The 20328-nt window shown below is 41.6% G+C and carries 18 protein-coding genes; 6 read left to right on the top strand and 12 right to left on the bottom strand.

All coding sequences use genetic code 11. The features are described from left to right. On the top strand, positions 1-243 hold a 243-nt coding region (locus BM212_RS09130), incomplete at its 5' end, for an IS3 family transposase (protein ID WP_143744915.1). 194 nt (positions 244-437) lie between these two features. Here the strand turns inward: BM212_RS09130 and BM212_RS09125 are convergent. From BM212_RS09125 to BM212_RS09085, 10 genes are all read right to left on the bottom strand, one after another. Beyond that, positions 438-2765 carry a glycoside hydrolase family 31 protein gene (locus BM212_RS09125; RefSeq protein WP_091898216.1) on the bottom strand — a complete coding sequence of 776 codons (2328 nt, stop codon included), beginning with the start codon at positions 2763-2765 and terminating at the stop codon, positions 438-440. A gap of 322 nt (positions 2766-3087) precedes the next feature. After that, positions 3088-3651, bottom strand: coding sequence for an SIS domain-containing protein (locus BM212_RS09120; RefSeq protein WP_091898214.1), 564 nt, complete (start codon positions 3649-3651; stop codon positions 3088-3090). A 17-nt stretch (positions 3652-3668) separates the two neighbouring features. Further along, a complete protein-coding gene (tkt, locus tag BM212_RS09115; protein ID WP_091898212.1) occupies positions 3669-5654 on the bottom strand; it encodes a transketolase in 1986 nt (661 codons plus the stop codon). Between the two features lie 11 nt (positions 5655-5665). Continuing rightward, on the bottom strand, positions 5666-7021 hold the full coding sequence (locus BM212_RS09110) for a PTS ascorbate transporter subunit IIC (protein ID WP_091898210.1): 1356 nt from the start codon (positions 7019-7021) through the stop codon (positions 5666-5668). Positions 7022-7044: 23 nt separating this feature from the next. Next, positions 7045-7311 carry a PTS sugar transporter subunit IIB gene (locus BM212_RS09105; protein ID WP_091898208.1) on the bottom strand — a complete coding sequence of 89 codons (267 nt, stop codon included), beginning with the start codon at positions 7309-7311 and terminating at the stop codon, positions 7045-7047. Positions 7312-7323: 12 nt separating this feature from the next. Next, entirely contained in the window at positions 7324-7887 is a 564-nt protein-coding gene (locus BM212_RS09100; RefSeq protein ID WP_091898206.1) for a D-sedoheptulose-7-phosphate isomerase, read from the bottom strand. Beyond that, positions 7887-9863, bottom strand: a complete 1977-nt coding sequence (locus BM212_RS09095; RefSeq protein ID WP_091898204.1) for a BglG family transcription antiterminator — start codon at positions 9861-9863, stop codon at positions 7887-7889. The genes BM212_RS09100 and BM212_RS09095 overlap by 1 nt, the downstream gene beginning before the upstream one ends. A gap of 436 nt (positions 9864-10299) precedes the next feature. After that, positions 10300-10665, bottom strand: a complete 366-nt coding sequence (locus tag BM212_RS12740) for an ABC transporter permease subunit (protein WP_245750959.1) — start codon at positions 10663-10665, stop codon at positions 10300-10302. A 120-nt stretch (positions 10666-10785) separates the two neighbouring features. Continuing rightward, positions 10786-10914: a hypothetical protein gene (locus BM212_RS12920; RefSeq protein WP_281244396.1), complete on the bottom strand. Its 129-nt coding sequence runs from the start codon at positions 10912-10914 to the stop codon at positions 10786-10788. Between the two features lie 387 nt (positions 10915-11301). Next, positions 11302-11505 (bottom strand): hypothetical protein, encoded by a 204-nt coding sequence (locus BM212_RS09085; RefSeq protein ID WP_091898202.1) that lies wholly within the window; start codon positions 11503-11505, stop codon positions 11302-11304. Between the two features lie 182 nt (positions 11506-11687). Between BM212_RS09085 and BM212_RS09080 the strand changes: the two genes are divergently transcribed. The 3 genes from BM212_RS09080 to BM212_RS09070 all read left to right on the top strand — a co-directional run bounded on the left by BM212_RS09080 (position 11688) and on the right by BM212_RS09070 (position 13596). After that, a complete protein-coding gene (locus BM212_RS09080; RefSeq protein ID WP_091898200.1) occupies positions 11688-11948 on the top strand; it encodes a transposase in 261 nt (86 codons plus the stop codon). Next, complete coding sequence (locus tag BM212_RS09075) at positions 11945-12832, top strand: IS3 family transposase (protein ID WP_143744931.1); 888 nt, start codon at positions 11945-11947, stop codon at positions 12830-12832. Before BM212_RS09080 ends, BM212_RS09075 begins: the two co-directional genes overlap by 4 nt. A 422-nt stretch (positions 12833-13254) precedes the next feature. Continuing rightward, on the top strand, positions 13255-13596 hold the full coding sequence (locus BM212_RS09070) for a hypothetical protein (RefSeq protein WP_091898197.1): 342 nt from the start codon (positions 13255-13257) through the stop codon (positions 13594-13596). A gap of 70 nt (positions 13597-13666) precedes the next feature. Here the strand turns inward: BM212_RS09070 and nhaC are convergent, their stop codons facing one another. Both nhaC and BM212_RS09060 read right to left on the bottom strand, forming a co-directional pair. Continuing rightward, entirely contained in the window at positions 13667-15088 is a 1422-nt protein-coding gene (gene nhaC / locus BM212_RS09065) for a Na+/H+ antiporter NhaC (RefSeq protein WP_091898195.1), read from the bottom strand. Between the two features lie 925 nt (positions 15089-16013). Beyond that, positions 16014-17459 carry an amidase family protein gene (locus tag BM212_RS09060; protein WP_091898194.1) on the bottom strand — a complete coding sequence of 482 codons (1446 nt, stop codon included), beginning with the start codon at positions 17457-17459 and terminating at the stop codon, positions 16014-16016. Positions 17460-17877: 418 nt separating this feature from the next. Here BM212_RS09060 and BM212_RS09055 point away from each other — a divergent pair, with 418 nt between their 5' ends. Then, on the top strand, positions 17878-18447 hold the full coding sequence (locus BM212_RS09055; protein ID WP_091898192.1) for a TetR/AcrR family transcriptional regulator: 570 nt from the start codon (positions 17878-17880) through the stop codon (positions 18445-18447). A gap of 27 nt (positions 18448-18474) precedes the next feature. Then, positions 18475-19923 (top strand): MATE family efflux transporter, encoded by a 1449-nt coding sequence (locus tag BM212_RS09050; protein WP_091898190.1) that lies wholly within the window; start codon positions 18475-18477, stop codon positions 19921-19923. Positions 19924-20328 lie beyond the last annotated feature (405 nt).

The raw sequence follows: 20328 nt of genomic DNA, 5'->3' as shown, positions 1-20328 counted from the left end.
AAAAAGCATAAGATTTTTCAAAGCTTCTCCCGAAAAGGAAACTGTTTGGATAATTCTCCAATGGAGAATTTCTTCAGTTTATTAAAACAAGAAATTTACCATGGAAGAATCTTCTATAGCTACGAAGAACTTGAACAAGCGATTACAAGATTTATTGACTATTACAATCAAAAGCGTATGAAAAAGAAATTAAATTGGATGAGTCCGATAGCATACCGAAAAGCGTATCAAAAAAAAGCGTGAAGTTTTTCAATTATATAAAAAAAGCGGAGTGGATTTCTCCACTCCGAGTAAGTCTAACATTTGGGGGTCACTACACATATCCACCGTCGTGGATATTACACTACTAATCTTAGTATGTTTGACAGAGAACCGATTTTCTCCCCCCTCCTTTCTTTTCAATCATAATTTAAATAATAAGTCTCTGATTTTCCTAATCAGCTGTTTTTGATATAAAGCAATTCAAACAGTGACTGACTGAGCTTTTCTTCTTCCAGTTCATTGATCAGCGCAAGCAAACTAAAATCTGACAAGTCACTGTTAAAGGCATTCAATAGGTCGTCTTTCAGGAAATAGCCGACTTGGGCTTTATCCAGACGTTTGAACAGCTCTTCACTGATATCCTGCTGCTCGACCGGGTTGAAACCGTCGAACATTACTGTCAGAACTCCGCTGCCTTCTGGCTTAAGCGTCACCGAGGTCCGGTTCAATTTTTTGTCGAACGCAAATGCTTCGACTTCGCCGTTCTCCACGTCCAGTATCTTCACTTCGTTTGAAGCATTGAAATGAATGACGTGTTTTCGTTCTTCAGGCAGCATGCCCTTCTCACCTTCTACATGAATAGACAGTTTCTGCTCGGAATGATCCAAGTCAAAAATAGTCAACGCTCGTTGATGGTCGGCGTCTTCGACGAGTTCAAAGCGGTTGCTGGCTCCAGGATAGATCAGCCAGTCCAAGTCCTTTGGAAGCGCGTGGGCATCAGTTTCAGCCGGCATCGGATCAAGAGGGACGATACTGCCTTCTTTGGCGAAGACTGGGATCGTCGTTTCATCTCTGAAGAGTTTAAGTTCAGACTGTCCTTTATATCTAAAGTTGGAGAACACGTCAAACCAGTGTCCATCAGGGAAATAGAAAACTTCGCTGCCATGAAGTGTTTCTTCATCTTTTTTGCTTGTTACCGGCAGGACGAGCAGTTCGCTTCCAAAGAAGTACTCGTTTTTGATGTTATATGCCGATTCCTCATGCGGATACTTGTAGTAGACCGGCTGAATGACCGGGATGCCTTTCTCGCTGTTCTCTACATTGTGCGTATAGAGATATGGGATCAGGGCATGACGAAGACGCAGGAACTCGGTCATATTGTTTCTTACTCCGATGCTGTACTTCCAGGGTTCCTTGCTTGAAAAGGCACTGTTGGAACTATGCAGACGATTGATGGGGCTGAACACGCCGAACTGGAACCATCGTAAGGTCAGCTCTTCATCTTTGTAGCCTTTAAAATGCCCCCCGATATCGTGGCTCCACCAAGTGTAGCCGATATTAGAAGACGTCGTAGTCAAGTAAGGCTGAAACCGCAGCGAGTCCCAGGTGATGATCGCATCACCCGAAAAACCGACGGGATAACGGTGACTGCCCGGTCCTCCGTAACGTGACAGGATCAAGCCATCTTTGCCTCGTTCTTTCATATCCTTAAAGTGATAATGATTTAAGAGCCACAAGGGATCGATGTCGCTACTGCTGAATTCGCCCTGCTGCCAGTCGATCCACCAGAAGTCGACGCCCTGTTCTTCCATAGGATGATGGACGTCCTCGAAATAGACCTGTCTGAAGTCGTCATCCATCAAGTCAAAATGGGCCGGTTCTTCGATCGCTGTATTGAGATCAAGCTTTTCCGCAACAACCTCATACTGTTCTTCAAAAGCCCGGATACCGTCCGCTGGATGAACATTCAAAGTCACAGCCAGTCCTTTATCCTGCAGCCTCTTCAAGAAACGTTCGGGATTAGGGAACAGTTCTCTGTTCCAGGTATAACCGGTCCAGCCGCTTCCATACTTTGAAGGCACGTCTGTGAGGTGCCAGTCCATATCGATGACACTCACTGCCAGCGGGATGTCGTCTTCTTCAAACTTATCGATCAGCTTCAGGTAGCTCTCTTCCGTATAACGCCAATATCTGCTCCACCAGTTGCCCAAGGCATAGCGCGGCAGTAGCGGCGGGTGGCCGGACAGTCGGTAAAAGTCCTGAACGGCTTTCAAATACTCTCTACCATAAGCAAAAAAGTACATATCCGTCTGCGTGTGATTCTTCACTTTGATATCCTCATTCTCATCAAAGACAAAGGATTTCGAGTCATCCAGTGTGGCGTAGCCATATTTAGAAATGATACTCTCTTCCAGCGGTGCTTCCCCGTCCACCTTGTCGACGGTCCGCAACGCCCCTTTAAGCGTCGGGATGTACTGGCCGAAGTACCATCTGTTCGTATAGTTCGTATAGTTGTATCTAACATCGATCGACAAGTTCTTTGGTGAAAACTCTTTTTCCTTCATGTAGCGAAGGTGAAACGAGTCCGTGATGATCTCGATCATCTGGTGTGTTTCCTTAAGTTCAAAGTCCACATCGCCTAGATCCCGATTCTTTATGATCTGTGTCGGACGGTCTTCAAAAATACCGTCTTTGGAATACTCCATACGCAGAAGTTTGTTTGTTAAAACAGTGAAGCGGTATGTGTTGCCTTTGATGATGTTATTTCCTTGGTTACCGTTCATTGTTATATCCTCCCCAATCAGATGCATGGCATCAGTTTTTTAAAAGTTATATTTATAAAAGTTAACCGTTTCAAAAATCTTGTTCGCATACCCTTGTTCTATACATTATATCGGTTGTTACAAGAAAATTACAGGAGAAATCTCTATTTCACCAAATGAGCTGCACTCTTTCAATCTGTATGTATAGTCTATCTGCACAGAGAAATTAATATATAAAAAAACAGCCGTCTCTATTACTGTAGAGACGATTTTAGAGCAATATTAAAATGAGCACTAGATCATAATGACCCGTGTGCTCATTTTGTTTAGTTATTACATACACTCATTCTTTCTCATATAAATATTGAGAGATCACGTGTGCCAAATACATATGAACATCTTCAACAATACCGTAATTTTCAGATGGTACGACCAATGTTTCATTGGTCATTTCTATCAATCCACCATTATAGTTCCCAATAATCGAGATCGTTTCAGCATCGTGTTCATTTCCATAATGAACAGCTTTAACTAAATTTTTTGATGCTCCTGAAACAGACAATACGATCACTACATCCCCAGGCAAAAGAAAATTCTTTAATTGTTCAACATATATGTCATCATAAGAAATATCATTTCCTAGAGCAGTGACAATGGGTATGTTATCCGAAAGACACATCATCTTGAACCTAGGTCGTCCTTCTTTATTTGTTCCTTTATTGAAGTCACACACCCAGTGACTTGCACTGGCTGCGCTCCCCCCATTTCCCAGTACATAGATGGCATGATTATTGTCTCTCGCTTTTATTAATGCATTCATGATATTTTCAATTGTTTCAGCATCCAGAGCTAGTAAAGTTTGAAGGTACTCTTTTCTGTATTCATCCATGAAATCAGTGAACGACATTACTACCCTCCTATTAATTACAATTGTTTGAATCTTGACACAATATTATCAACAGTAAAGCCAAAACGTTTAATAACGTCACCAGGTTCTCCCGAAAGTCCAAATGAATCTACGCTTAAACTTTCTCCTTCATCTCCTACGTATGTTTTCCATCCGTATGAAGAGCCCATTTCAATACTTAATCGTTTGGTCACATCTTTTGGTAAAACACTTTGCTTATACTCTTTTGACTGTTTCTCGAACAAATCAAAACTAGGAATACTTACAATGTTTACGTGAATACCTTCTCTATAAAGTGCTGCTTTAGCCTCTATAGCCAATTCGACTTCTGAGCCTGTAGCAATTAGTATGCCATCTGGTTCTGATGAGCTGTGGACGATATACCCACCTTTCTTTGTCCCATTCCTTACTTCTTCTGGGGGTAGATCGATGGTTTTAACATCTTGTCTTCCTAATACTAAAGCTGTAGGTGTTTTCCTTGAATTCAATGCAATCTCCCAAGCTGCGGCTGTTTCATTACCATCAGCTGGTCTGATCACTTGCATATTCGGCATTGACCGGAGCGCTGCTAACTGTTCGATCGGCTGATGGGTCGGTCCATCTTTCCCGACAGCAATACTGTCATGCGTGAAGATATAGATGACCGGGAGCCCCATTAAAGCCGATAAACGCATAGCTGGTTTCATGTAATCTGAGAAAGTAAAATAGGTACTAACAAACGGTACAAAATGACTTAATGCAAGTCCATTAGCAATTGCTGCCATTCCAAATTCACGTACTCCAAAATAAATGTTCCGACCTGAAAAGTCATTTTTAGTGATCGACGTTGAGGCATTGATAGTGGTCTTTGTTGATTTACTTAAATCAGCCGATCCGCCTATTAACTCTGGGATTTCATCGCTGATTGCGTTCATTATCTGACTTGAAGCAACACGGGTGGATATTTTTTTGTCGATATCTTTAAAAACAGGCATTAAATGCCCTACAGCATAATTCTCCGGGGGATTATTGATACGCTCAAATTTCTCGTAGAGTTGACTATCTTCGGTCTTTAATCTTTCAACTTTTTCTTTCCAATCAGTTAGCTTTTCTGATGTTCTCTGCTTTAATGAAGAAAAAGCTTTGTATGCATCATCTGGAACATAAAAAGCATCTTTGAATCCCCATCCTAAAGCTTCTTTTGCCAGATTTACATTTTCAGGCCCCACTGGATCACTGTGTGCATTATGTGATCCAGCAATGTCAGGCAACCCATAACCTATAACCGTATTAACTTCTATTACGGTTGGTTTAGACGCTTTTTTTGCTTCAGTTATTGCTTCGTCGATTCCCTCTAGGTCATTCCCGTCATCAACATATAAATATTGCCAATCAACTGCTTCAAACTTTTTTTGAATATCATCACTAAAAGAAGCTGTAAGTTGTTCATCTAAGGATGATTGGTTTGAGTCATATAGCACGATCAATTTATCCAATCCCAAGTGTCCGGCTAAAGAAATCGCTTCATGACTCACTCCCTCCATGAGATCACCATCTCCGCATAAAGCATACGTATAGTAATCACAGATATTGCGCCCATCTTTGTTCAATTGTGACGCCAATTTTTTTTCAGCTAAAGCTTTTCCTACAGCCATAGCTAATCCTTGGCCTAAAGGTCCCGTAGTCGCTTCTACACCTTCAGTGTGATGGTACTCGGGATGGCCTGGTGTCAGACTATCTATTTCCCTGAAATTTCTTATATCTTCAATAGATACATCGAAGCCAGTCAAATGAAGTAGACCATATAACAGCATCGAACCATGTCCTGCCGAAAGAATAAAGCGATCACGGTTAAACCAATCAGGTTGTTCCGGCGTAATGTTAAGATGGTTTTTCCATAAGACATAGGCCATGGGAGCTGCCCCAAGAGGCAACCCCATATGACCACTCTGTGCTTCTTCAACAGCATCCATAGCTAGTGTTCTTAATGTATTAATAGCCAAACGATCATTTTCATTATTCATTCTATATCCTCCTATGATACTTTATCTCCACTAAGCTTGATTTCTTTAGGTTTTCTTATAATTGAAATTGTAAAGTAAACCGCTATAGCTGAAACTATTGCATAAATACCTAGTTTACCGAACCATTCGAAGAAGTAACCGATAACGATTCCTACGAATGCGAAGTCCGCATCTCCAAATGTTGAGTTTGAGAAACCAAGTTCTCCTAGTAGTGGAAGTAAAATAGCTGGAAGTAGAATCAACAATAGTCCATTCACTATCCCACCAATTATGGCTCCTCGACGTCCGCCAGTAGCATTAGCAAGTACACCCGCACCAGCTCCTACAAAGAAGAGTGGGATCAACCCAGGAATAATCACTGGTAAGTTAAACAATGGTAGTAAGAGGAACATAATAAAGCCACCAACCACAGATGAAACGAAACCAACTAATACTGCATTAGGTGCGTAAGGGAAGATTACTGGAACATCTAAGGCAGGTTTGGAATTTGGAACCAGTTTTTCTGATATACCTTTGAAAGCAGGTACGATTTCTGCAAGCATCATACGTACACCCTGGAGTACGATAACAAAACCAGCTGTAAATGTCAGCGCCTGAACGATAGCGAACATAATAATGTTATCGCCACCAGACATTTCATTAATGACAGCAGCATCTGCAAATAGGAATGTCAGAACGTATATAAGTGTCATGACAACAGCGGTAGAAATAGTGTTATCTCTAAAGAATCCAAGTCCTTCAGGGATTTTTAAATCTTCAGTAGACTTTTCCTTGTTCCCGAACCATTTCCCGATCAAACCGGCAAGTGCATAGGTCAAGGCATTAAAGTGACCCATAGCTATGTCGTCGTGACCAGTCACTTCACGATAAAACGGTTGCACGATTGCAGGAGAAATCGACATGAAAGAGCCTAATAAGAATGAGCCAACTGCGATCAATTCTACTCCTTCGAAGCCGGCCGTACCGAGAACAGCCGCCAACAATGCCGCCATAAACAACACATGGTGACCAGATAAGAAAATATATTTTATATTCGTAAATCTTGCAATCAAAATATTCACAACGAATCCAAATGCCATAATAAGACTCATTTCAGTACCAAGAAGATTTTCTGCTATACCTATGACAGCTTCATTCGCAGGTATGACTCCTTGTACGTTAAACGCATTCTCAAATGCCGGTCCTAACGTTGAAAGTGCATCTGAGATTATCCCACCACCAGCAGACAAAATCAGAAATCCAATAACTGTTTTCAAGGTTCCATTGACTATCTTACCTCGTGGTTTTTTTAATGCGACTAACCCTATGAGCGATATAAGACCAATGATAATGGCCGGTTGATTGAAAAAACTGTAGATAAAATTCATTTATTAGCTCCTCCTTTAATTTTTTATTTCAAAACTTCTAGTAATTTCGTTCTTAAGCCCTCTTTATCTACGATGTTATTGATAAATATTTTCTTAGTATCATAATCTTCCAGCTTGCTTTCAAGCTCCTGAGTAGAAACGATTAAATCAGCTTTATTTCCACCAACCGATCCCAGATCAATTGCCTCTACCTCTGCGTCGATCCCTTCATCTTCAAGAATACTATCAACATTCATTTTCATGATCAAACTTGACCCTGAACCCATACCGCACACTGTTAAAATTTTCATTTTTATTTCCTCCTATTTTGTAAGTTGTTTTTCTAGATCCATCAAAATGATATGAAATAGTGCCATCGCTGTTTCTTCTACTAAATCTGAATCCTTAAAATTGAATATAATTGCTTGATCTATCAGTTTTTCTATCTCACCCCCATTATTTCCTAGAACACCGATTGTTGTTATTCCCTTCTGTCGAGCTGCTGTTACTGCTTTTATAATATTTGAAGAATTGGCGCTGCTGGATAAAACAATAAGCACATCCCCTTCTTTACCCAATCCTTCAACTTGACGGGCAAAGACTTCATCATATCCATAATCATTTCCTGTTGCAGTCATTACACTTGGATCAACAGTCAAACTTAAACCGGCAAATGCCTGTCGCTCGATTTTATACCTCCCAATGATATCCCCTATTATATGTTGAGCATTGGCAGCACTCCCTCCATTACCACAAGTCATGATTTTATTGCCGCTTTTTATTGAAGAGTACATAATATCTGTAAATCGCTTCATCTTTTTGTAAACGTCTTCATTTAAATCATTAAAAATATTTAAACGTTTATCTATTTCTACACTGTAGTCCATTATTTCTCCTCTCTGTTGATTTCATCAATGATTTCTTTTTTTGAACCATTTTTTAGTAGATCTATAAACCCAGGTTCATTCAAAAATCCCATGAGGTCCTTTAATGCGCTAAGATGAGAATTATGATCGGTCGCAGCCAGACAAATGACGATGCTGACGGGATCATTATCTGGATGTCCAAAGTTCACAGGTTCTTTCAGCGTCATCAAGCTCAAGCCGACTTCAGAAACCCCCTCTTTAGAACTGGCGTGAGGCATTGCAATCCCAGGGGCTATAACTATATAGGGTCCTAATTCTTCCACTGATTTGATCATAGCATGAATATACGTCTCCTCAATTTTTCCACTTCTTATAAGGAGTTCGCCCCCTTTTCTTACAGACTCTTTCCAATTATCTGCTTCAACATTTAATTCAATCGTTTCTTCAATCAATAAATCTTTTAACATGATCATTTCACCCTTTCTTTCCGTCAAATATTGAGCGGTTCTATTCTCTTTTTTTATGTCTTCGATTTTCCTAAGTTTTTTATTGTCTCTTACTGATAACGTTGGCGAGACAACAATGACCGGAACCGAATAGTGTTCTTTGATCGGGAGTGTTGAAATAATAAAATCAGCGCCAGTATTATCTATGAGACTCTGATTTAGTTCCCTTAAAGAAAATGTCCCTTTTATATTAAAATCAAACTGCTTAGATAATAACGTCTCTAACAATTTCGTTGTTCCTATACCATAATTGCAGACGAGCAAAATGGATTTATTTCTACTCGTCAATTCGTTCTTTTCAATAAATGAAGCAATATGAATAGTTACAAAACCCACTTCATCCGCAGTAAACATCAAGTCGTTTTTATTTCCCATTTTATCGAGGACTACTTTTACTTTTAGAAATATTTCTTCATAATTTGTTTGGATATACTCGATCACTTCATTCTTTAATGGTGTTTCATTTCTTACACGATTAATTGCCGGCCCTAAATGCAAGGCTAACGCTCTGAATAAATCTTCCTCTTCGTTAAGAGGCAACCCTAACGAGCGACTGATCTTGTCTAAAAATTCAATGATGAAAAGATTCAAATCGATCCAGTTATCATCAATAACCGATTCTGCCTTTATGAGTGAACTTTCTAAAAACAGTTGTTCAAATGCTTTTTTCTCTGAATTATTAATTCCGATATTGAGCTCTTTTTCAAGCTGGATGCTGTGTTTATTGATACTTTGATACTCCTGGGAAAAAGAAGCTGTCGAGGAACTCATTGTCAAAGTTTTACCCGCTTGAATTCGAGAGACCGCTATCAATAGTCCACAAACAATGTGGTTGAATGATATATCTGAATATTGTTTGTTCACGTCTTTTTCAATTTTAGAAATAAAATGTTCAATGACGCTGAGAACGATATCTCCTGAAGTAGTAAGGTAATCATTCGCCAGACGCTGTTGACTTAAATTTAGTTCATCCGCATTTAATCTGATGACTTTCTTACCTATTTTTCTAATATTTTGCTCGTCTCCACTGAAAAAGTAACCTTTGGATGTTGTGTATTCGATCTCGATCGAGTCAGATTTAAGTATTTTTCGAAGTTTTCTTATATCTCCAACAATAGAGCTTCTACTGACATTGCATTTTGTCATCAGTAAATCGATATCGACCAGTTCCTTAGACAATAGAATTTCCAAAAATATTATATGTTTGCGATTTTCAGGTAGATGGTAAATTATGTCGTTTTCATAATCTTTAGAAAGTTCTCTCAGTTTATCAAAAGTGTTGTTAGATTTTTCAAGGGAAACTTCTATTTTAGTTTGTCGGATGATAGGAGGCAGTTTTTTTGCTATCAGATAGTCATCTATTTCCTCCAGATCATATCTTATCGTACGCTCACTAACATTAAACTGTCTTGCTAAATCGTCATAACTCGAAATCTGTTCTTCAGCTAATAATAATAGTAATATTTTTTTTGACCGTTCCGATAAGTACACCTTTATTCCTCCTTCTATACATAGTATATTTTGTATTGGTATTTATTAGAAGAGTAAATCGCTTCCAAATTAATGAAAGGGCTTACCATCTTTGTCAGATTATCTCCTACACCTCATGTTTTTATTAGAATGCCGCATTGTGTTTTATTCACAATCGAACTCTTTTTTTATACTATATCATAAAATACAAAATACATACTAAAACAAGCCTTGTATCAGCTTATTATGTATTAAGTGATAGAAGGCTTGTTTATGAATTGCGTTTATATTTTTTTATAATAGGGTGAATTGATGCGGATCCACTTTCAACCTCTTCAAAAAAAGAAGCTGATAATGATATCTCAGCTTCTTTTAAGAATGATTTAATTCTTAACACTTTAACTTTTGTTTTTTTTGTAGATGTCAACTGCAACAGCAAAGAGCAGCACTAAACCTTTTATAGCTTGTTGCCAGTCAGCACCGAACCCATTAAAGACATACCATTGTTTAGTAATGCCATTACTAGCGCACCGATCAAGGCAACGATCACTGTACCAATACCATCAGAAGTGGATGCTCCACGGATATAACATGCAGCGATCGCATCTAATTCGCAGCCTTGTCCTGCTGAAGCAGAAGCGGCATTTAAACCTGCAGAGTAGACTAGGCCTGCGATAGCAGACATAACTCCCATTGAAGCGAACGTCCAGAACTTCACTCGCTTGGTGTTGATACCTGAGAGAGTTGCAGCTTTCTCGTTACCATCAATGGCATAAATATGACGCCCTACTGTTGTTCTATCCGTTATAAATTTAGCTGTCAAACCTAATGCAGATACAATAACCAATACATTTGGCAGTCCAGCATAATTACCAAATGTGTAGAAAATCCATAAAAGTGCTAATTAAAAAGCTGTCACTTTGAAAATGAATTTCGATTTACTTTAAGTATCAGCACCAAACTTAACATCTTTCATTCGACTGCGTACTGACATACCGACGTATAAAGCAACGAAAACAAGACCTCGGACTAAAGTCAGCATCAACGGGTTATCCGTTAATGCGTCAGTCAAAAAGCCACTACTCATCAATTGGAAGGCTCTAGGATAAGAAAATATATGGTCTGATCATCCAGGATAACTATGGTCAATCCTCTAAAAGTCAATAGCCCAGCAAGCGTAGCAATAAATGCCGAGACTTTAACATAAGCAACCTAGAAATCGTGCCATGCACCAATCAGTAAACCGACCAGTAAACAAATGACGATGGCCAAGAAAACATTAATATTGTACTCTATGATCAGCACAGCGCTTAACGCACCTGTGAACGCTAAGACAGACCCAACAGATAAATCAATATCACCCAGCAGCACCAGTATAAGCATCCCTATGGTAAGGATAAAAATGTAACTATTTTGAAGAATAACGTTGGTGATGTTCATCGGTAGAAGTAAGATACCATTAGTTAATATTTGAAAGAGTACGATGATCAATGCAAAAGATGTACATACTATTATTTACAAAGAACTTCTCAGCTGAATCCATATACGAATCTTCACTTTTATTCAGACCACTATTTTTTACCACTTCTTCATTTTGAATCCTCTCTGCGTATGATAAGTGTTTTCCTTTACGTACTAATGTGTAATCGTTAGAGTGCGCCATGTGAATTCAACCTATCTATTGAGAGTTAGCGGTAACTTCAATATAACATGAAATTCACATGGTGTTTTTTTTGTTAGTCTAGGTGGCTAACTTCATTATATCCAACGTTTATTTATGATGTTAGTATGAAATCCTGGACACGTTTTGATAGAATATAAACTATCGAAAAGGAGTGTCTATCGATGTCAAATCGAAGAACCTATGATGTCGACTATAAGAAAACGCTGGTCAGTTTGTACGAAAATGGTCATTCAGTAAAGATTTTAAGTGAGGAACATGGCATAGCAGAACAAACCATTTATCGGTGGATCAAAAAATATTCCACGGATGAAAAAACCGGGTATTCTGAAGCAGATATCGAGAAAATCAAAGCAGAGAATGCCCGTCTTAAGACAGATAATGATATCCTAAAAAAGGTCTTAGCCATGTTCACTCAAAAATAGACCGCGATGACTTTATTTTCGAACTCAACGCAATCAAAGACGACATCAATTTAAAGCGAACACTGGAATTGTTTGAGATTCCACGCTCAAGTTTTTATGAACGTATTAATCGCGAGGAATCGCATAGAGATCGTGAAAATCGGCGTATCCTTGAAAAAATTGAACGCATATGGGAATCAAGTGGGCGTGTGTATGGTGCCCCGAAAATTCATGCAATCTTGGTTACTCATGAAAACGAAGACTGTAGTCTCAAACGTGTTCAAAAACTGATGCATAAACAAGGTGTTCGTTCCATTACACAAAAGAAATGGCGGCCACACAGGTCCGCTAATCCTGTGCCAGACGATCGGGTAAACTTGTTAAATCAAGATTTTTCTACCACTGGAATGAACCAAGTATGGGTAACGGATATCACCTACATCTGGACAGGCAAAGACGAATGGAGTTATCTATCCACGATCCTTGATTTATATTCACGGAAAGCCATTTGGTCATTTAGCCGACAGATGACTGTGGATCTGGTCTTAGATACTTTAACCAAGGCAACCCAACGATACGGTGCGGCCGAAGGCCTCATTCTCCATTCTGATCTTGGTTCACAGTACACAAGCGAAGCGTATGAATCTGCGCTAGAAAAACAAGGGATTCGTCATAGTTTCAGTCGGAAAGGGAGTCCTCACGATAATGCCGTAATCGAATCCCTTCATTCTATCGTAAAAAAGGAAGAAGTTTACCAAAAGAGTTATCCTGATTTCGATACGGCTTATAGAGAATTATTTCAATACATTGAAGCCTTCTACAATCGGAAGAGAATCCACTCGGCACTTGGGAACCAAACGCCCTTGGCCATTGAGCAAGCATACTTAGATCAAGCAGTCATTTAAGTTAGACGGAACCACAGGACGGTTAAATAGAAAGTCTTTAGCTATCCTCATGGTTTCGGTAAATGCTCTAAAAAGCGTCAGCGGTTAGAACGTTTACCGAAACCTTGAGGCCTCAAAACGGGTCCAAGTTTCATTAAGAAATTCTCTTAAATCGTGTCCAAGATATTGACGTAATACCATCTCTCATTGCTTTTCAACTTATACGTTTACTAGTCCCCATCTTTATTAGGTATTCTTCTCAATACCCTCATTGCAAAAATTTCTTACTCTTCAACTTACTCAAGAACAGATTTTTACCAATATTTCCTACAGATTTCACTTTAAGGACGGTGATTTTATCTATGTGATCAATCATGTGTCAGACTTGTTTGCTGCATTGATATCAAGCTCTCATATTTGCTCTTTGTTAAGGGATCTTTTTAATGAAGATGAAAAGCACTACAGCAGGAAGACGTTTATCCGTTCTCCTATTCTTTTTATTGTCATTCGTTTTCCTTGCCGGGACCGTATCTGCCCGTCCTCATGTGTTCAACCGCGAAGTCAGGCAGTCGCATCAGGAAGGCACGACACTCGACGGACCGGTTTTTTTCTCAGGCAATAATGTTCGTATCGACGGCGAAGTGAACGGTATGACCTTTGCATCCGGCGACCATGTCGAAGTCAGTGGCGACATCAACGGTTCGTTGTTCGTCATCACCGTACTAGGCGCCTGTTTCTTTCAGACGCGAACTCAAAGCATCGGATCCGGCGTACTGATACTTTAAAGCTTAACACATTAAAAAAGAGCGGCGATCCTATGTTACTGGATCGTCACTCTTCTTTATGATTCTTCAATTAAACAGTGGCTTTTTCTGCCATCACTGTCTTTTCTTCTTCAGTCATGTAAGCAACAGTTGTGCCAATGTATGTCAGAAGGATCACCACGACCGGTGTCAGCAAGTTGAAAACGGCATAAGGCGCATACTCTAACGTTGGTACGCCTAGAGCCGTCGCCATAAAGACGCCGCACGTCGACCAGGGGATCAGCGGCGAGGATATGGTCCCTGAACTCTCCAGGGCGTTCGACAGGCTCTTGGGATGAAGGCCTCTTTCTGAATAAGCCTTTTTGAACATGCGGCCAGGAATAATGATCGAAATATACTGTTCGGGCATCGTCAGATTGCTGAACAAACTCGACAGCATCGTTGCGCTGATCAAGCCGATCGTCGACCTAACGTTTTTCAGGATAACGCCTAAAAGAATTTTCAACATGCCCGTGCTTTCTGCGATCCCGCCGAACATCATAGCGATGACGGTGAGCGAGACCGCGTACATCATCGCTTCCAGACCGCCGTTGGTCAAAAGCTCATCGATATTCGCGATACCGGTGTCACTAACGTAGCCGGACATTCCTGAAGCGATCAGTTCACCCAGCGTGTTGCCCTGTATAAGCATGCCTAACCCAGCAGCACTCAAGATTCCCAAAACGATCCCAGGGATGGCAGGAATCTTCATAGCGATACCAACGATGACGATCACCGGGGGCAGGATCAGCCAGGGACTCACTGAAAAGTTGATGGCGATGCCTGACTGGATCTCCTGAATGACTGAAAGGTTCGTCTCGCCTCCCCCGTAAGGACGGCCCATAAAGTAAAAGATGACGAGACTTAATAGGTAAGTAATGACTGTTGGTACTGTCATAAACTTCACATGGGTAAAGACATCCGTTCCAGCCATGGCCGGTGCCAGATTCGTCGTATCAGACAGCGGAGACATCTTGTCGCCCAGGTAAGCCCCTGAAACGATCGCTCCAGCTGTCATCGGTGCCGGGATCCCAAGACCTGCGGCGATGCCCATCAAAGCGATACCCATCGTCCCGGCTGTTCCCCATGATGAGCCGGTCGCAAGGGCCGTAATGGACGTAATCAGGACCGTTGCCGGCAGGAAAAAGCCCGGTGACAAGATACTCAAGCCGTACGAGATCATCGTCGGCACGACGCCCGAAACGATCCAGACACCGATCAGTATCCCGATAACGATCAGAATGATCAGCGACTGCATCGCCTGGTTGATGCCGTCGATCATGAACTTTTCGATCGCGCTCCACTTATAGCCAATGCGCAGCGACACGAGCGTCGCGATGATCACGCCCAGAAACATCGGGATATGCGGGTCTGCACCGTAAGCCACGATCGACACAGCCATAATAAGTATCAGCGTCCCGAACACGACCAGTGCTTCCCATAAATTTGCTTCTCTTACCGTTTCTTTATTCATCCAATTCTCCTAGCATTTTTCTAATAGACACAAAAAAAGACTGACTGCTCAGTCAATTTGTCATACTGATATATTCTAGTATATTTCGCGCCCGACTACAATGGGGATTCAGGCATTTGATTGTTCTATGCCTGAATCTTTCTGCTTTTTAGGTTTTAAGTGCTCGCTTGAGCAGTGTGAAAATCATGAGTGAACACTATAGTGAATGAAATGTCGCAGTCACTGAACATTTCAATTTGGGTGAACACTTTCAAGTTCCAAATGTCGTACCGGTGAAGCGATTGATGCGCCAGCCGACATTTTTCAATGCAAAATGTCGCACTCATCGGACAAAAAATGCTGAGCCAGCATTTTTCCTTCTGAAATGTCTTGCTCACATATAGTTACTCACACGAGTGAACATTTTTCAGATTGGGATGTCGTTCTCGCTGCCTAAACCTTGAATGAGTCAGCACTTGTCCCCGTCCCAATGTCAGAAATGACGAACTCAGCTACTAAATTTTTCTGACCTGGTCATCTACGGATCGAAATGACAAAGTCGCGAGAGAAAAAGTATTCACTTTGCTATTTTTAATTAGAAATGACAGACTCACAGCTTTGGTATGCGTCCAGTCTGTCATCCGTATCCGTAAAAGGTCGACCCACTCACATCAACCCACTTGACTCTGTCATTTTCCGTATTGAATGACCAGCCCGATTACTAAAATTTACTGACCTTGTCATTTCAATGGCAAAACAACAAGGTCAGACTTTTAGGTACAGCGAGTCTGTCATCAACCACTAAATTTAATCCCCTCAAATACGAAAAGTGGCACCGACGAGCCCAAACTCGCCGATGCCACTTCATTAAATCATAAGTCTTAGCCATTAAACTTCAGTTTTTCAGGATAAAAACAAGAGAACTCTTGACTGCCTCAAAGACAAACTAGCCTTCGCGAATCAAACTTTGCTCGTAGGCATAGGCCCATTCTAGAAGTTTGACGTCCTGTTTGTTTTTACCGATAAGTGTGACACCGACCGGCTCTCCTGTCGATCTTTTGTGACCAGGCACAGTGACCGCCGGATAGCCTGCAGCTGCATATAGTACAGTTGAATAATTACTTAAAGTGACCAGGACATCCACCGATTCAAATGCTTCATCTAAAGCTTTACGGGCTGTCGCCTGATTCAGGCGGATCGTTTCTGCTATCTCTTCATCAGTGTACGTCTCTTCAATGGACTGACGAATGAGCTCCTGATTGTAAGGCGCATAGTCCGGTTCATTCTGTTTATTGAATGCAAGAACTTTATCTAGATCGAGTGTACTGCTCGCTTCGAAATAAGACCGAATACCTAGATTGAACTCATATTTCAATATGTTCAAGTAATTGATGTCGAATGCCGCTTCATCGATTTCTATAGATGTAACCTCAGCGCTCGCTTCTCTAAACTCATTTTTTACATGTGACAGGATTTCCTCATCCTCTGCCCGATACACAGCTTTAATAGATCGATTGTCTATGATGCCGATACGGAGACCAGATAAACGTGTAGCATCCCAGTCTGCAGATTCTTCTACGTCTGACATGGCTTTGAACAGGGCATACGCATCTTTCACTGTTCGCGTGATCGGTCCCGCCGTGTCATGGGTTTTTGAGATTGGAATGATACCGCGCTGAGACACTAAACCTAATGTCGGCTTATGCCCCACCACACCGTTTTGACTGGCCGGATAGATGATGGAACCCGACGTTTCCGAACCAATCGTGACGGGAGCCATCCCAAGTGCCGCCGCAACGGCACTGCCGGAACTCGATCCACCGACATCAAACTCCCCAAATGCATTCTTCGTCTGACCGCCGATCGCAGAATAGCCATTCGAACTGTCTGTCGACATAAAGTTGGCCCATTCAGATAAATTGGTCTTGCCTAAAATCAACGCGCCCTTGTCCTTCAAGTGCTTTATGATCTTGGCATCCTCTTCTGGCTTGAAGTCTTTTAGAACTGCGGCGCCGGCTGTCGTTGGCATATCTTGCGTGGCGATGTTGTCTTTGACTAAGACTGGTATGCCGTACATGAGGCTGTGAGAACGGTCGTAGCTCAGCTTCTCAGCCCCTTTTACCACATCCGGATTCAAAGCGATCACAGCATTGTGATCCTTAAATTTTAGAACTTGGTTCCAGAAGCACTTGGCGATATCGGCATAAGTCGCTTCCCCGTCGCGAACCAGCCCCTGCAGCGTTTCGATATCCCTACCAATGACTTTTTTCATCAGCCTTTCATCCACGTCATAAAGCTCTTGATTAAGCGTCTGCTTCACCGACGACGTTTTCGGCTTTTGGTACTGCTTTTCGATTTGTCCCTTTAAGTAGTCATCATTATTGAATCCCATAATTTTCTCCCTTTTGTATAATATAACCACACCATTTATTAAGTGTGCCCGAAATATTTCTATTTGATTTAAGCAACCTTATGGTACTTTGCGCTAAACTTTTATTCAATAGAATATATTCTTCAGTATACGATTATTTTGAACTCATTTCATCCTCTTTAAAATTTGCGGAACAAGTACAGGCTTTTTTTTAGTCACTTGTTCCGAATAAGCGTTCTCGGTACAAGTGATGCACTGTCAAGTCGGTAACTTGCTCCAAATAACACGTTGCGGTACAAGTGGCGTGCTGATTTTTTACTTACTTGTTCCGGAAAGTAAACAAAGCGACTTAAAGAAAACCAGTTGCTTTCCATTGCATTATCATTTAAAATGAATAAGTATTCATAATAAATCTAACAGAAAATTAGGTGGTGTTTTTATGCCGAAAATAATCAAAGATGTGGAACAATCCGTGTTCAAGGCGGTCATGGACGTTGTTACCAGCGAAGAGATCGATCAGCTGAGCATGAAGCGGATCGCAAAAAGCAGCGGGATCGCTGTCGGGACGCTTTACAATTACTTCCCTGATCGTGAGGATCTCGTTTCAAAAGCGATTTTATACAGCTGGAATCAGTCTTTTCAGACGCTGGACGCTATCCTCGCTCAGTCTAATGATAGTATCGCCAAGTGGACGACATTCCACGAGACCCTTTACTTGGAAATGATGAAACGAAAAGGCGTGGGTCACGAACTGATCCGCCAGCAGGTCATCAGCGATGAAGTCAATCAGGAGATCTTAGACGGCCTCTCTTCGCGCTACCGATACCTATTTGAAGAATTGTCTAACGCAACAGACAAAACCTTCAGCGAACAAACCAGACGTCGGATCCAAGAAACACTAGTCAGCACTGTCCTTCGGCTCACCATCACTTTTCCAGACGACGACCAGGCCAATCGTGACTACTTAAAGCAGTTCACTCGAGTGATACTGACTATCGCTGACAACTAAATACGAGATTTAAAGGAGAACGATCAAATGAAATTATCCAATACTGAAGAGCGCCTGCGTACAGTAAACGTCGGGAAACTGCTTTTAACTTTATCTATCCCGAACATCGTCGCGCAGCTCATCAACATGCTTTACAACGTGGTCGACCGCATGTTTATCGGCCACATCCCGGAAGTCGGCTCCCTGGCTCTGACCGGTGTCGGTGTCGCCTTCCCGATCGTCATGCTCATCATGGCCTTCAGTTACTTTATAGGCATGGGCGGTGCCCCACTAGCGTCAATTAAAATGGGACAAGGTAACAAAAAAGACGGCGAACGTATCTTAGGAACCAGTGTCGTCATGCTGGTCATGATTTCAGTCACGTTGACTGTTCTGTTTCTCGTTTTCGGTGAACAGCTCCTGGTTCTCTTTGGTGCTAGTGCTGAGACCCTGCCTTTTGCCTGGGACTACATGAAGCTTTATACACTCGGAACGATTTTCGTCCAGCTGGCTCTGGGCTTGACGCCATTCATCTCGGCTCAAGGCTTTGCCAAAGAAAGCATGCTCGCTGTCTTGATTGGGGCAGTCTTCAACATCGTTCTCGACCCGATCCTGATTTACGGTTTCGATATGGGCGTTCAGGGAGCTGCCATTGCCACAGTCATTTCTCAAATGATGTCAGCTATTTATGTGCTGCACTTCCTTTTAGGTAAAAAGACGACCCTTAAAATCAGAAAAGAACACTTGAAAGTCAACAAAGGCTTTGCGATCGGCATATTGAGTCTGGGGATCTCGCCGTTCATCATGCAGAGTACCGAAAGTTTACTCAACATTTCATTCAATACGGCCCTGTCGACTTACGGCGGCGATATCAACGTCGGCGCCATGACGATCATCGCAAGCCTCATGCAGGCACTCATTCTGCCATTGATGGGACTGACGCAGGGAGCTCAGCCGATCATCAGTTACAACTATGGTGCTCAAAATAACGAACGCGTCAAAAAAGCCTTCACCTGGCTGTTCGGACTATCCGTGGGTTATTCGACCCTCTTTTGGCTCGTCATGAAGCTGACCCCGCGCTTCTTGATTCGCTTCTTTACGACTGATCCAGCCCTGATGGAAACGACCATTGCGTCCATCAATGTCTATATGGCCGTCGTTTTCGTCCTAGGTGCGCAGATCGCTACCCAGCAGACCCTGATTGCCTTAGGTCAGACCCGCCAGTCACTGATTCTGGCCCTACTCAGAAAAATCATTTTACTGATCCCGTTGATTTATATCCTGCCACAGTTCATGTCTAATAAAGTCTTTGCGGTCCTCGTCGCTGAACCGATCGCCGACTTTTTGTCCGTCACTATCACCGTCATCGTCTTCTTCATCACCTTCAAGAAGCTGCTGGCAAATAATCATGCAGAGATACCAGATCATCCGGAAGCTGCAGTGGAAAGTTCTGCTCAGGTATCAAGTGGAGCAGATGCTGTAACTGAAAATAGATAAGAAAAGGACAACCTTTCTTCTAACTAAGAAAGGTTGTCCTTTTTAAATGAAAATAAATCCATTTTATTAATCCTGAATAATTCATAGCTCTATAATTTAAGCTGGTTTCTTGAATAAATTAATCGTTCTTGGAAAAATTGGGAATTTTTCTACAAAATAGTGCGTTCTCGAAGTAGATTTTAACTAAATGAACCTTCTTACGATTCTCTTGTTTGTTTGAAGGCATACTTCTCCCTTGTAGACGATTGATTCAAAAAAATAACGTGATAACTGATTTAAATCCATTGACTGGATCGCCGTAGGCGCTCGAAGACCCTATAGAATTCAGTTTGATACACATGATAACTCGACAATTTTAGATAGGCTCGTCTGCCTGTTTGCACAAGTTTGCCAGCGACTTTAAGG

The sequence above is a fragment of the Marinilactibacillus piezotolerans genome (assembly GCF_900114235.1).
Classification (GTDB): domain Bacteria; phylum Bacillota; class Bacilli; order Lactobacillales; family Carnobacteriaceae_A; genus Marinilactibacillus; species Marinilactibacillus piezotolerans.
Note: the sequence above shows the minus strand (reverse complement) of the source record. Positions and strands in the feature narration are given on the sequence as shown.

What these genes read in the sequence shown, in the direction of transcription:
- BM212_RS09110 (WP_091898210.1), bottom strand. Translation starts at nt 7,021, where the DNA reads ATGAATTTTATCTACAGTTTTTTCAATCAACCGGCCATTATCATTGGT.
- BM212_RS09120 (WP_091898214.1), bottom strand. Translation starts at nt 3,651, where the DNA reads ATGTCGTTCACTGATTTCATGGATGAATACAGAAAAGAGTACCTTCAA.
- BM212_RS09070 (WP_091898197.1), top strand. Translation starts at nt 13,255, where the DNA reads ATGAAGATGAAAAGCACTACAGCAGGAAGACGTTTATCCGTTCTCCTA.
- tkt (WP_091898212.1), bottom strand. Translation starts at nt 5,654, where the DNA reads ATGAATAATGAAAATGATCGTTTGGCTATTAATACATTAAGAACACTA.
- BM212_RS09100 (WP_091898206.1), bottom strand. Translation starts at nt 7,887, where the DNA reads ATGGACTACAGTGTAGAAATAGATAAACGTTTAAATATTTTTAATGAT.
- BM212_RS09060 (WP_091898194.1), bottom strand. Translation starts at nt 17,459, where the DNA reads ATGGGATTCAATAATGATGACTACTTAAAGGGACAAATCGAAAAGCAG.
- BM212_RS09050 (WP_091898190.1), top strand. Translation starts at nt 18,475, where the DNA reads ATGAAATTATCCAATACTGAAGAGCGCCTGCGTACAGTAAACGTCGGG.
- BM212_RS09055 (WP_091898192.1), top strand. Translation starts at nt 17,878, where the DNA reads ATGCCGAAAATAATCAAAGATGTGGAACAATCCGTGTTCAAGGCGGTC.
- BM212_RS09080 (WP_091898200.1), top strand. Translation starts at nt 11,688, where the DNA reads ATGTCAAATCGAAGAACCTATGATGTCGACTATAAGAAAACGCTGGTC.
- BM212_RS09125 (WP_091898216.1), bottom strand. Translation starts at nt 2,765, where the DNA reads ATGAACGGTAACCAAGGAAATAACATCATCAAAGGCAACACATACCGC.
- BM212_RS09085 (WP_091898202.1), bottom strand. Translation starts at nt 11,505, where the DNA reads ATGGCGCACTCTAACGATTACACATTAGTACGTAAAGGAAAACACTTA.
- BM212_RS09105 (WP_091898208.1), bottom strand. Translation starts at nt 7,311, where the DNA reads ATGAAAATTTTAACAGTGTGCGGTATGGGTTCAGGGTCAAGTTTGATC.
- nhaC (WP_091898195.1), bottom strand. Translation starts at nt 15,088, where the DNA reads ATGAATAAAGAAACGGTAAGAGAAGCAAATTTATGGGAAGCACTGGTC.